The sequence below is a fragment of the Paenibacillus sp. P13VS genome (assembly GCF_015143645.1).
In the GTDB taxonomy this organism is placed as follows: Bacteria; Bacillota; Bacilli; order Paenibacillales; family Paenibacillaceae; genus Paenibacillus; species Paenibacillus xylanilyticus_A.
This window is the reverse complement of sequence record NZ_WYEV01000005.1, coordinates 315,126-328,253: the sequence shown is the minus strand read 5'-3', so window position 1 is coordinate 328,253 and position 13,128 is coordinate 315,126. Positions and strand designations below refer to the sequence as shown.

The following is a 13,128-nucleotide window of genomic DNA, read 5'->3' as shown; positions in this document are numbered from 1 at the left end:
CCTTCTTCAATCACTAGTGTGTATTGATCAGTAGTTGTGAAATCATAATAGCATTCAGTACTGTATATTGCAAGGTAGTGATTTAAAAATAGTTCCGTGTCATGGTTGTGCTCAAGAACAGACACCCGATGCTCGTGTAAACTTCGATTGACTTCCCATAAGAACAGCATACGTAAAACCCGGGTAGGATGCCTCCGTCCGAAGACGGAATCCTACCCGGGTCTGGAAACTGAATCTACTCTGTTTATTCTGTGGCTTCAAGCACTTTAAGATCTTTGACAGCCGGTCCTTCAATGACTTTGCCGGCAAAATCGAAGCGGGAACCGTGGCAAGGGCAATCCCACGAGCGTTCCCCTTCATTCCATTCCACTTCGCAACCCAGATGCGTGCAGGTTGTATCGACCAAAAACAGTTTGCCGCTGGTGTCCTTGTAAGCACCGGCACGTTTGCCGTTATGACGAACAACGGCACCTTCGTCATTGCCGATCTCGCTGACGTTCTTGTGAACGATGCCTACTTTTCCGGAGATCAGCTCTTTCGCTACATTCGCGTTTTCGATGATAAAGTTTTTCATACCGGGATCGGTCTTGAATCTGGCTGGATCGAAGACAGCGGCATGGGGATTGTCACGACCGGTGATACGATCTGCCAGAATATGTCCAGCCATCGTACCAGTGGTCATGCCCCACTTGGCGAATCCGGTAGCGACATAAACTCGTTCATGCCTTCCGGTAATCGGTCCTATATAAGGCACTTTATCAATGGATATCAGATCCTGGGCGGACCAGCGGAATGGAATGCTGCGGATGCCGTACGTTTCCTCTGCGAACCGCTCGAGGCGTTCATAATGACCATAGGTGCAGATTCCTTGTCCGGTTTTATGGTTTTCCCCGCCGAAGAGAATGAGCTCCTTCCCTTCATGGAGCACCTTGCGAAGGGAACGGGCTGGCTCATCATCCGAGATGTACATGCCGCCGGCATAAGGCTTTTGAGGTTCTACGGCAACCGCATAAGAGCGCTCGGCGTGTAACCTTGTGAAATAAAAACCAGGGTCATACACCGGAAAGTGGGAGGCTACAACCACATGTTCTGCTGTCACGGATGGGCCATTACCATAAGTACGTACATGAAGTGAAGCATCTTCTTCCACATCAGTGACTGTCGTATGCTCATAGATCTGAACTCCCTGCTTAACGGCAGAATCAAGCAAATGGTGTAAATAGGCGAGAGGGTCAAAGCGAGCTTGACCTGGCATCTTAATGCCTGCTCTCGATGGAACTTGAATCGGAAGCGGATCGACCCACTGACCTGGAATGTTCAGCTTGCCGTAAGCGGTGAGCTCAATCTCCAGCTTTTTCAGATTATCTTCGGATTGAATGTACACGTAGGCATCTTCCTCTGCCCACTGGCAATCGATCTGTTTCTCTTTCACGAGATTGCGCATCCAGTTGGCGGCCTCCGCATTGCCTTCATAATACATGCGCGCCTGTTCCTGTCCGAAGTGGTGAAGCAGTTCATCGAAAATGACCCCATGCTGTGCAGAAACCTTGGCTGTTGTATGTCCGGTTGTACCATCCAGTACTTTCCCGGCTTCCAGCACCACCACACGCATTCCACTTTGGGCAAGCAGATAGGCTGTTGTGATGCCAGCAATCCCTGCACCAATAATGGCTACATCTGCACTGATATCTTCAGTAAGCTTCGGATAGGCGTCAAATTCATGAGTAGCCCTCCAGATCGATTCCGGTATGGGGGGCAGGCCCGCCGGGGGCTGTTGATTGTTGCTCATTCGGTTGTCCTCCTTGATCTTTCTTCAGGTCAAAAATGAAATGGTTCGTATCCCATGCAAGCGCGAAGTTGATGTACTCCTAACCATGATTGCCACACTATGTCAGAATAAAACGAGGTGGCTGAGACTTTACAAATCATTGTTCACATTTTCCTGAAGAGGACCCCTGTTATTTTTGCCTGACATGCATTATGATAGGGTTATCGAAACCGTTTTAGTAAATGTACCAGGGTAATGTATACAGATGTTTAAATGTTGATTTAACAACGTTTTTACCTATATAAAACGAGTCGTAGATTTATCAAAGTGCACCGTGTTCATTACATTATATGTATTCGCTATCATTAGCCGATAAACGATATGAAGTATAAAGGAGATTTCAACCCATGACGAATCAAACCAAATATCCATTTCAGGATACAACGCTCGAACTGGACGCAAGGGTTAAGGACCTGGTATCCCGTCTGACGGAAGATGAAAAAATCGAATCCATGCTGCAATACCAGCCAGCGGTAGAACGCCTGGGTATTGCTGCTTATAAACACGGAACAGAAGCCGCCCATGGCCTGGCCTGGCTTGGTGAAGCTACATCCTTCCCGCAGCCTGTTGGACTGGCTTGCACATGGGATGCGGAACTTATGAAAGAAATCGGTTCTGTCATCGGGGACGAGGCGCGCGTGTTCTACAAACGCAATCCGGCTGTGAATGGTCTTACCCTGTGGGCACCTACAGTTGATATGGAACGTGACCCGCGTTGGGGCCGCAATGAAGAGGCTTATGGCGAAGATCCGGAACTGACTGCCGAACTTACCACTGCACTGGTCAAGGGGATTCAGGGAGATCATCCGAAATATTACAAGGCTGTTGCAACGCTCAAGCACTTCCTTGCGAATAATAATGAAGTGGATCGCGGAAGCGGCTCATCGAGCATTGATCCACGCAATATGCGTGAATATTATCTGAAGGCATTCGAGAAACCGTTCAAGGAAGGCGGAGCGCAGTCAATGATGACCGCGTATAACTCCATTAACGGTACGCCGGCACTGCTTCATCCTTTTGTGAACGAAATTGTCAAAGGCGAGTGGGGCATGGATGGTTTCATCGTCAGCGATGCAGGTGATGTGATGGGGATCAAGAACGATCATAAGTACTATGATTCTCATACACCGGGCACGGTGGAGTCCGTCAAAGCGGGAATCGACAGCATTACCGATGATGCGGATCTGTCCAAGCAAGCCCTTCGCGAAGGGTTGGAACAAGGAACGCTAACAATGGAAGATATCGACCAGGCATTGTTCAATACATTCCGTGTACGTTTCCGTCTGGGTGAGTTCGATCCGGCTGAAGGCAATCCGTATGCGTCCATTGGCGAAGAAGCGATGATGACAGAGAAGGCGAAGGCCCTGTCGCTAAGAGCAGCAAGAGAACAGGTTGTATTGCTCAAAAACGCTAAAGGCACCCTGCCGCTGAATAAAACCAAATCAGGCAAAGTGGCTGTCATTGGTCAGCTGGGCGGCACTGTTTACCGTGACTGGTATGCTGGCACCATGCCTTACAGCGTATCTCCGCTTGAGGCAATCAGCGGCAAGGTAGGCAGCGATAAGGTTGTGTTCAAGGATGGAAATGACCGAATTACATTGACTTCGGTAGCGAATGGAAAAGCAATCGGACTGGCTGAAGGCGAGAAGTCACCGCTTATTGCATCGGGAGAAGCAGAGACGTTCACGCTGACGGATTGGGGCTTCGGAAGTCTCACGCTGCAGGCAGAAAGCAATGGCAAATATCTGACCACGGATGAAGAAACGGTAACGGCTTCAGCAGATGAAGTGTACGGCTGGTTCGTGAAGGAAGTATTCCACTTGCTTCCGCAGGAAGATGGTAGTGTCGGTCTGACAACATGGAATGGCAAAACGGTAACCGCGCCAAATGGCGGAAACGACGCATTTGCCGTGTCAGAAGAGCTGAAGTCTTTTGGTGCAACCGAGACGTTTAAGAAGGACATCGTTGTGAACGGGCTGGATGAAGCTGTAGCCGCTGCGAAAGAAGCAGAAACGGCCATTGTATTTGTCGGGAACAATCCGCTTGTGAACGGGAAGGAAGAGATTGACCGTCCAAGCCTGGATCTGGCTGAATCCCAGCAACGTCTGGTTGAAGCTGTATATGCGGCCAATCCGAATACCGTTGTGGTTATTGTGGGCAGTTACCCGTTCACATCCAATTGGGTTCAAGAGAACATCCCGGCTGTACTGTACACTTCCCATGCAGGACAGGAACTGGGTACGGCTGTCGCCGACGTGCTCTACGGAGATTACGCACCAGCAGGCCGTTTGAACATGACGTGGGTGCAATCCGCAGATCAGTTAACGGATATCAAGGACTATGACATCATTCAATCCGGACGTACGTATCAGTATTTTGAAGGCAATGTACTGTATCCATTCGGACATGGATTAACGTATGCTGCGTTCAAATACAGCAACCTGGAGTTGAATCCCGACCAAGCGGGACCCGAAGGAACGGTCAAAGTAACCGTCGACGTAACCAACACCGGAACCATTGCCAGTGATGAAGTCGTCCAGTTGTATGTACGCGCCGGCAAATCCCGTGTGAAACGTCCACTCAAAACGTTAAAAGGATTCCGTCGTCTCCATGTTGAAGCTGGCGCAACCGTAAAAGTGAGCTTCAGCTTGCCAGTACAGGAACTGGCCATCTGGGATGTCACCCGTGATCGTTATGTGGTTGAAGCAGGAACGTATTCCATCATGGTCGGCAAATCGTCATCCGATATTCAGCTTGTTGCTGATCTGACGGTCGATGGCGAAACAATCCCTGCCCGTAATCTGAGCGTGGTGACCCGTGCTGAGAATTATGATGCTTACTTTGGTGTGGATCTGGATGAGAGCAAGGAAGGTGGAACTTCTGTCCGCGTGACGGGGGAGCACGGATGGATTGCTTTCAAAGATGCCGATCTAGGGGATCAAGCAGCAGTCATTGAAGCACGTGTATCGTCAGAACAACCAGGTGCAGCACTGGAAGTTCGTCTGGACGCAGCAGACGGAACACTGGCAGGACGTGTCGACATCGCACAAAGTGGTGCACAGCAATGGTCTACGGTGAAAGCCGATCTTCAAGGTGCAGCAGGCCAAAGGGACATCTATATTATATTGTCTGCGGGTGTACGCATAAGCCATTTTGAGATTCGCTAAACAAAGCGGATAGAATGAGCTTGCCGCATACTAAATAATTGAATAGAAGAAAGCCTCCGAATCAGATTCGGGGGCTTTTCCACTTGAGTATCGATATGTATATTATTTGCCGTCAAACGTAATCAGTTTGTTCACGAATTGTTTCAGCTGCTGGCTGGTTTCATTCAGCTGTTCAATGGTACTCATGAAATTGTTGACGAGTTCCGCCTGTTCCTGCGAGCTGGCGGTAATCTCTCCAAGCTCATTTTCCATCATTTGAATGGATTGCCGGACAGCGAGAAGGGATTCTTCAATTTGGGTGGTGGCTTGCTTGGTATCTACCGACAGTTTGCGGATTTCTTTCGCAACGACGCCGAATCCGGCTCCTGCATCACCTACACGGGCAGCTTCAATGGCAGCATTTAAACCGAGCAGGTTGGTTTGTTCGGAGATTTCCCGGATGAAGCTCGCAACCTGAGTTACGTTTCCTGATTTCTGTACAGCTTGTTTGGAGTTATTCCGAATTTCCTCAGTTGTGGCGCTCAGCTCCTCGGAATGTGCAGCCACATGCTGCACGCTATCAATAAGCTGATTGGTCAGATGCTCCGTCGCTTCCATGAGCTGTTGTAACTGAGCCTGGTCGTCCATGCTGTAGAGCAGATTGAATATGGCGATGACCTCACCCTGTTCGTTTTTGATCGGCAGGTACGATACATCAAATGGAACACCGAATAACTCCTTGGGATAATGATCGAACTGCTTCTCCGTCGTGCCTTTCAGATCGGCAAAATTACGATTGGGTTCAAGCAAAGGATCTCCCGCTTTGAATTCCAATTGTTTTAAGGACTCTCCTGCAGAAAAGTACAGGAACTTCTCCCGATCGATAATGGAAAGGGTTACATCCTGGCGTATGGTATCACGGAAAAACGGCATACATGTAATGAGTGCTTGAATAATATCCATAGTTAGGTAATTTCCTCCTAAAATGTTTAATGTATAAAAGTGCTAAAGTTTATTTTAGTAACCACCTATATATTATATCGACATGCAATAAAGAAGTGAGTAGTTAAAAATAAAAAAATTCCCATCGAAAATACACGCAATTCATCCTCTGCGTATTTTCAATGAGAATATCGATTGGGATCATGCTATAACGACTCAAGGTCTACTGTAACAATTTGTTGATCTCTTAACGTCGCCTGCACATCCACCAAGCGCTGATTGCGGCTGCCCCGAAAGGGTAAGGATATATCCCGTTCGGCAGCCACGTAGGGGCCATCTACAATGACATCACACAGCCAGGCCAGTTCAGCCCGTATAGGATCAGTGACAAGCTCTTCATAGGTGAATCCCGTATAGGCCCAAACGGTCCGATCAGGGCATGCATCGCGGAAACGGCGAACCCAAGGGATGCATTCCTCTGCTGAGAAAAAGGGATCACCCCCGCATAATGTTATCCCATCCAGCAGGGGATGGGCTGTTAACTCATGCAAAATCTGCAGCTGTCGCTCTGCGGTGAAATGTTCTCCTGCCCGGAAGCTCCATGAATCCGGACTGAAGCACCCTGGGCAGGCATGACGGCACCCGCTGATAAAGATGACCGCTCGCAGACCAGGTCCTTCATTTACAGACTCGGGAATATAACCGTACAGATTCACTTATGTTTCATCCGATCCCGCACCTCGGCCTGTTTCGCGGAATTGAAGCGTACCTTGTAGTCGCCGGTAAGATAACCGGTGACCCGGCGCAGTCGCTGAAAGTGCACGTGGTCCTCGTGTGCCTCACACCCAGGACATACATCACCAATGGCACCTTCATATCCGCATGCTGGACAGCGGTCTATCGGGTGATTAATGGAGAAATATCCAATATCCTGGGCGAGTGCATATTGAACAATACGCTGAAAGGCGCTGGTATTGGCCCGTACATTTCCATCCAGTTCAACATAGGAAATGGCTCCGGCATTACATAGCGTATGGAAGGGAGCCTCCAGTTCAATTTTGCGGTAAGCTGGCAGGGTGTAATAGACCGGAATGTGAAATGAATTTGTATAGTATTCCCGGTCATTGACTCCAGCAATGAGTCCATATCGCTCGCGGTCAATCTTGGTGAACTTGCCGGATAACCCTTCGGCAGGCGTGGCAAAGAGCGTAACATTCAGGTTATGCAGTTCACTCATGCGGTCACAGAATTCACGCATGGTGCGGATAACATTCAACGCCTCACGGTGGATATGGGGGTCCTGTCCATGGTGCCGGCCATACAGTGCGGTCATGCATTCGGCAAGCCCGATAAAACCAATGGACAAGGTGCCATGCTTCAACAGTTCGGCTACCGGTTCATCTGGTGCGAGCTGCTCACCGCCTTCCCACACTCCTTCCCGCATCATGAAATCAGATGCTTTGGCAGGCTGTGCCGTTTGGATACGATAGCGGTGCAGCAGTCCGGAGGCCGCACGGTCCATGACCTTTTCCAGTGCTGCATAGAATCCCGTACGGTCGGCGACGGCCCGTGCACCCTGACAGATGCCATAGCGAATGCCGAGTTTGACCAGATTGATGGTGTTGAACGAAAGGTTGCCTTTACCGCTCTGCCGATTGCGTCCGAAGCGGTCTGCCAGCGTACGTGTACGGCATCCCATGGTGGCGATGATGGTATCCGGATCTTCAGGACGATAGTAAGGCAGGTTGAATGAGGCATCCACGTTGACAAAGTTCGGATACATGCGCCGGGAAGAGCAGGTCACGGCTAGTCGGAACAAGTCGTAGTTGGGTTCCCCTTGAGCCTGGTTAATTCCCTGCTTGCACTGGAAGATATGCTGTGGAAACACGGGCGTTTCCCCGCCGCCAAGGCCGCGGATGGTTGCTTCCAGCAGGGAACGGGATACAAGCCTGCCTTCGGCTGAGGTGCATAGTCCATAGTTCAGCGAGGTAAAAGGAATCTGTCCACCTGCCCGGCTGCTCATGGTATTCAGATTGTGAATCAATGATTCGGCAGCCTGTCCGGTCTCCAGTTCTGTTTCCTCACAGGCAAAAGCAAAAGCACGCGGGCATGCTTCCCGTGCCACTGGACTGTCCAGGTGCAGATGCTCGTCGTCGATCTGCGTGTGCTCTCCAAGCAAACGCTGTCCTTTGCGATAATGTTTGCGGAAGGAGCGCTGTACATAAGGAGCCAGATCCCAGTCGATTTTGTTGGCAGATACTCCGCCGTACTGACTGTTTTGCTGTGATTGAAAGATGATGGCGACGAGCGCCATTGCCGACATGATGGTCTGCGGGGTACGTACGGAGCCGTTACCCGTATTGAAGCCGGAGGCCAGCAGTCGATCGAACGGGATAAAGATGCAATTGGTTGTTCCAAGCGCATACTGATCCAGATCATGAACGTAGAGATCTCCATTCTCTACAGATGCAGCAAGCTCTTCCGGCAGTACATGACGAAGAGCATGCCACTTGGCGGTCTCCGAGCCGAGCCTGCTCATTTTGCCGCTGAACGAATCACCATTGAGGTTGGCGTTCTCCCTCAGTGTGTCTGCGTCTTCTGCGCCAATAATTCGTCTTCCCAGGTCGGATAATAGATCGGATGCCGGTGGAGTGGCATACTCAAGCAGGTTCATGTGAGATTCCTCCCAAATATTGATTTATAATATCGGTCATTTCATTTAAACACTATATGTAGACTTGCATTATCCATTTATAAACTATATGTGGATTTTTGGGTGTGATCATTCTCACACTGTAACCTTCTACAGGCAGGAACTGCTGCGGGTGGAGTGGATAAAGGTTTTCAAAGTGAACTGGGAAGAGTATAATTCCTATTTACGCTGTACTCGGGATAAGCTTGGATTTCATACACTATGATTCTCTTGAGCTTCTATGGTGGTAAACATATATGTACATGTTGTGACAGTTAACTTAAGAAATTTGACCCTCATATACAGGACAGATTCATTTTGAGATAGAGATGTAGAAATACAGCTAAGATTTGAGGGGTGGATCATGGGAACGGCAGGGATTACGAGAGGCTTTTATGAAAATGTACAGGAAGCAGCGTCCCACATCGTGGACGTGTTAAGCGGGGTATTGGAGGTCAATACGATCTTTGTTGCCACCAATGACGAGACGACCAATGTCATTTTGGAAGCTTTTAACCGAAACGAGGAACTGGTTATCAGTGGCAGTGAACTTCCATTTGATTCTTCCTACTGCAGTCTGGTGCTGCGAAATACAAAAGAAAACCTGATCATAACGGATACTGCAGCACATCCGCTGACTTGCTCAATGGATGTAACCAAGGCGCTCGGTAACCGTTTTTTTTGTGGGCATACCCATCATGCGGCGTTCGGGTGAAACCTTTGGGACGATTTGTTTAATGGACAAGCCGGACTATGTCATTAGTGAGACAGATATGAAGACATTGAACGCCATGGCTGTATTCCTTGGATATGTCGTTGACTTGGAGAATACTCTGCTCATCCAGAAACAAAAGCTGAATGATACGGAGCAGCTGAAACAGCAGCTGCAGATGGAGAAGGAACGTGCAGAATCGGAAGCGATGACGAAGGCCCAGATGATTGCGCTCATGAGTCATGAGATTCGCAACCCGCTCAATGGCATTCTTGGTTTAACCGATCTGATGCGTACACCGGATATGCCCGAAGAGCATGTGGAATATGTGGACATGATCGAGACCAGTGGCAACATCCTCCTGTCTTTGCTGAATAATATAATGAACTTTAATATTAATGAAACAGGTAGAACGGTAGTTCATGATGATCCCTTTGACCTGGTTTCTACTATTGAGAGTACTGTGTATTTGCATGCCGGGCTGGCGATGGAGAAAGGAATCGAGCTGGGACTGAACCTTGAGATGAATGTCTCTCAGGTCTTCGTGGGAGATGAGGTCAAGATCGGTCAGCTGCTCGCAAATGTGCTGAAATATGCCATTGATTCCACGCGTACAGGTTCCGTGCTCGTTACGGCCGTCGTAGATGGTCAGAATGTGGATGAGGCTGGTACGTTGCTGCTTCACATCAAATATACGGGCCGGATGCTGGCATCGGACAAAAAGCTGCAGGCGTTTAATACACTGGACGGAAATGTCAGCATTCAGAAGCTTGTGGGCACCAACCTCGGTTTGGCCGTCAGCCAAAATCTCGCCATTCTCATGCATGGCCGTATCGAGGTGACCAGCCTGGCTGAGGAGGAGACGGAATTTCAGATCAGGCTGCCCTTGATGAAACACTGGGAACTTCCACAGCTTACAGGCATCCAAGAGCGACTGAAAGGTAAAACGGTACTGCTGGTCAAAGCTCCTGATATTCTGCAGGGGGTATCTTCCCTCATGCGCAGGTGGGAGATGGATGTGAACATGACCTCAGACACGGGCCAGGCAAAACAATGGTTGGAAGATGGACTTGAGCCTGAAATTGCGGTCATTGACATGGGGTTAGAGCCAGACAAGGCCATGGATTTTATTCATGAATTAAAGGGAATGGCCAACCAACTGCCGATCATCATCCTGGTCCCCTACGGAATGCATATGGATCCTCAGGAGGCGGGGAACGTTAATGCTGTCTTAACCAAGCCGGTTAGACAGTTGGACTTGCTGAACGCACTGAGCGCGACATTGCACCGGGCATAAGAAAATATAAGCAGCGTACCTAATCAGGTACGCTTTTTTTTGTATACGGAAAGAGCATGCCTCGAATCGGTTCTGTTTATTTATCCGTTTTCTTTTGTTAAATCCCTTTTCATCCACGCTGGTTACGTTACAATAGAAAAGTAAGAATCATACTCATTAATCTAGAGGAGGATGTGCATTCAATGGAATACCGCAGATTGGGTGGAAGCGGACTGAAAGTAAGCGAGATCAGCTTGGGCAGCTGGCTGACGTACGGAGGATATGTGGAGCGTGAAAATGCGGTGAAGTCAATTGAAACCGCATTCGACGAAGGCATTAACTTTTTTGATACAGCAAACGTATACGAGCGCGGCGCGGCGGAAGAGCTGCTTGGGCAGACTTTGAAAGCATATTCCCGTGATTCCTATGTTCTTGCAACCAAAGTGTTCGGCAAAATGGGCGACGGTCCGAATGACCAGGGTTTATCCCGCAAACATATTAAGGAGCAATGTGATGCCAGTTTGAAACGCTTAGGCGTGGAATATGTGGACATCTACTATTGCCATCGTTATCATACGGAAACACCGATTGAAGAAACGCTGCGTGCACTGGATGACCTGGTGCGTCAAGGAAAAGTGCTGTACGTAGGCGTAAGCCAATGGACTGCTGCTCAGATGGAAGCAGCGCTGGGTACCGCTGACCGTCTGCTGCTCGATCATGTCGTGGTCAATCAGCCGGTCTATAACATGTTTGACCGCTATATTGAGAAGGAGATTATTCCACTGGGTGAGCGCAAGGGAATCGGACAAGTTGTCTATTCTCCACTTGCACAAGGCCTGTTAACCGGCAAGTACACCTCGGCTTCAGATCTTCCGGAGAACTCCCGTGCGGCGAAGCTCGGCTGGGATGAAGGCAAGATCAATGCAGAGAAAATCGGAAAAGTGCGTCAGCTGATTGAAGTAGCGGACAAGCTGAATCTGAAGGTTGGGCAGCTGGCACTTGCATGGATTTTGCGTCAAAACAATGTATCCAGTGCACTTGTAGGGGCAAGTCGTCCGGAACAGGTGAAGGAGAATGCTGCTGCTTCAGGTGTGAAGCTGGACTCAGCCATTATTGAAGAGATCGAGCAGATCCTGTCTTAGTGGTTAGCAGCCTTTTAAGGCATAGCTATGCAAACTAAATTGTAAAAAAGGATGCCCCGCAGCCATCATTAGGCTTAACTGCGGGACATCCTTTTTTGTGTTTTAGGCTAGAGCAGACGATTGCCAATAAGCACCTTGGATCGCTTCGGAATGGCGCAGACCCGATTTCTCCCGGTATTTTTGGCTTCATATAACGCACGGTCTGCCTGCTCGAAGAAGTCAGCATCATCCTGCTCGTCGCAATGATCCGGAAAGACAGCTACCCCGATAGAAATGGTCAGACGAATTGTTGTGCCATCTGGCAGAGCGAAGAGATACTTTTCTACAGACTGGCGGATGGATTCTGCGATGGCCAGGGCTTGATGATTGCCACAGTCCAGCAGCAGGATTGCAAATTCCTCGCCACCGTTACGTGAGACCATGTCAGCTGATCGCGAATGTTCGATAAGTAATTGCCCCAGCTGTTTCAGGACAGCGTCTCCAGCACTGTGACCGTACGTATCATTCACTTTTTTGAAGCGGTCGATATCAATGACGAGCAGGGAAAGCTTCTGTCTGTTCTCCCGGGCACGCTCCAGCTGCAGTTCCAGGGATTTCTCAAACTCACGGCGATTGCTAAGATTGGTGAGGTGGTCTGTGGATGCTCTACGTTCCAGTAGGAATAACATCTCATTCGATTTATTAATAAATTCGGCGATAAAATAAATAAAGATCCCACCGACAAAAGAAATTGTCATTTGTAACGGATATACTTTCATTAATGAATTCATGCTGCTGGAATTCAGCACCAGAATCACAAAAATCAGTGTTATGCCCAGCAGGTTCATCGTTATGATTTTGGTTAATCTCGACCAGGAAGCATAGGCAAAATATACACCGGATAAACCGATTAGTGTCATGACGAATCCGGCATCAATCGCTGCAGACGACATACCAAACATTGCAATGCGCAGGACGGAGATGACAAGTCCCGAGATGATCGATGCCAGACCTCCCAGATACACTGCGGCTGTAACTATCGCAAGATGGCGCAGATCCACAATAGTATCTTCATTAAGAGGGAAGGAATAGTTCATCAGCACAGTACCATAGATACCAAACAGGAAGCCGCCGATCATCTGCACACGTAATGAGGGGAACGGGACACGAATGTTATAGTATTTGGCAATAATTCCGGATATGTACATGAATGTGATCATGACACAGATATTAATAAAGAACGTGCTTAACAATGAACAGCCCTCCTTTAACGCACATTACTATATTTTATCTGAAAAAGAGCACAGTAGCGAACCATATTATAGCAAATGTGCAATTCGATTGCTGGAAATGGTCTATTATTAATATAAGTTTTCTGGTAATAGACTCGTATTGACTTCATTATACATTA

General features: G+C 48.7%; 9 protein-coding genes. 4 read left to right on the top strand and 5 right to left on the bottom strand.

Translation table 11 applies throughout. The annotated features are described in order from the left end of the window. Positions 1 to 244: 244 nt before the first annotated feature. Positions 245 to 1,789, bottom strand: a complete 1,545-nt coding sequence (locus GUA98_RS15190) for an FAD-dependent oxidoreductase (RefSeq protein ID WP_153980264.1) — start codon at positions 1,787 to 1,789, stop codon at positions 245 to 247. A 386-nt stretch (positions 1,790 to 2,175) separates the two neighbouring features. On the opposite strand from GUA98_RS15190, the gene GUA98_RS15185 reads away from it, so the two are divergent. Further along, positions 2,176 to 4,995 (top strand): glycoside hydrolase family 3 C-terminal domain-containing protein, encoded by a 2,820-nt coding sequence (locus GUA98_RS15185; RefSeq protein ID WP_153980263.1) that lies wholly within the window; start codon positions 2,176 to 2,178, stop codon positions 4,993 to 4,995. Positions 4,996 to 5,097: 102 nt separating this feature from the next. Here GUA98_RS15185 and GUA98_RS15180 read toward each other — a convergent pair whose 3' ends face one another. The 3 genes from GUA98_RS15180 to GUA98_RS15170 form a co-directional block, all read right to left on the bottom strand. Beyond that, a complete protein-coding gene (locus GUA98_RS15180; protein WP_154894724.1) occupies positions 5,098 to 5,937 on the bottom strand; it encodes a methyl-accepting chemotaxis protein in 840 nt (279 codons plus the stop codon). Between the two features lie 185 nt (positions 5,938 to 6,122). Then, complete coding sequence (gene nrdG, locus GUA98_RS15175; RefSeq protein WP_193723607.1) at positions 6,123 to 6,632, bottom strand: anaerobic ribonucleoside-triphosphate reductase activating protein; 510 nt, start codon at positions 6,630 to 6,632, stop codon at positions 6,123 to 6,125. After that, positions 6,629 to 8,590 carry an anaerobic ribonucleoside triphosphate reductase gene (locus GUA98_RS15170; protein WP_193723606.1) on the bottom strand — a complete coding sequence of 654 codons (1,962 nt, stop codon included), beginning with the start codon at positions 8,588 to 8,590 and terminating at the stop codon, positions 6,629 to 6,631. Before GUA98_RS15170 ends, nrdG begins: the two co-directional genes overlap by 4 nt. 382 nt (positions 8,591 to 8,972) lie before the next feature. Between GUA98_RS15170 and GUA98_RS15165 the strand changes: the two genes are divergently transcribed. From GUA98_RS15165 to GUA98_RS15155, 3 genes are all read left to right on the top strand, one after another. Further along, positions 8,973 to 9,323 (top strand): hypothetical protein, encoded by a 351-nt coding sequence (locus tag GUA98_RS15165; protein WP_193723605.1) that lies wholly within the window; start codon positions 8,973 to 8,975, stop codon positions 9,321 to 9,323. A gap of 22 nt (positions 9,324 to 9,345) precedes the next feature. Then, positions 9,346 to 10,617, top strand: coding sequence for a hybrid sensor histidine kinase/response regulator (locus tag GUA98_RS15160; protein WP_193723604.1), 1,272 nt, complete (start codon positions 9,346 to 9,348; stop codon positions 10,615 to 10,617). A gap of 182 nt (positions 10,618 to 10,799) precedes the next feature. Next, entirely contained in the window at positions 10,800 to 11,738 is a 939-nt protein-coding gene (locus tag GUA98_RS15155) for an aldo/keto reductase family protein (protein WP_193723603.1), read from the top strand. Positions 11,739 to 11,845: 107 nt separating this feature from the next. Here the strand turns inward: GUA98_RS15155 and GUA98_RS15150 are convergent, their stop codons facing one another. After that, positions 11,846 to 12,970: a GGDEF domain-containing protein gene (locus GUA98_RS15150; protein ID WP_193723602.1), complete on the bottom strand. Its 1,125-nt coding sequence runs from the start codon at positions 12,968 to 12,970 to the stop codon at positions 11,846 to 11,848. Between the last annotated feature and the right edge of the window lie 158 nt (positions 12,971 to 13,128).

Coding starts and splice junctions, on each gene's coding strand:
- GUA98_RS15170 (WP_193723606.1), bottom strand. CDS start 8,590: ATGAACCTGCTTGAGTATGCCACTCCACCGGCATCCGATCTATTATCC.
- GUA98_RS15160 (WP_193723604.1), top strand. CDS start 9,346: ATGGACAAGCCGGACTATGTCATTAGTGAGACAGATATGAAGACATTG.
- GUA98_RS15180 (WP_154894724.1), bottom strand. CDS start 5,937: ATGGATATTATTCAAGCACTCATTACATGTATGCCGTTTTTCCGTGAT.
- GUA98_RS15190 (WP_153980264.1), bottom strand. CDS start 1,789: ATGAGCAACAATCAACAGCCCCCGGCGGGCCTGCCCCCCATACCGGAA.
- GUA98_RS15185 (WP_153980263.1), top strand. CDS start 2,176: ATGACGAATCAAACCAAATATCCATTTCAGGATACAACGCTCGAACTG.
- GUA98_RS15155 (WP_193723603.1), top strand. CDS start 10,800: ATGGAATACCGCAGATTGGGTGGAAGCGGACTGAAAGTAAGCGAGATC.
- GUA98_RS15165 (WP_193723605.1), top strand. CDS start 8,973: ATGGGAACGGCAGGGATTACGAGAGGCTTTTATGAAAATGTACAGGAA.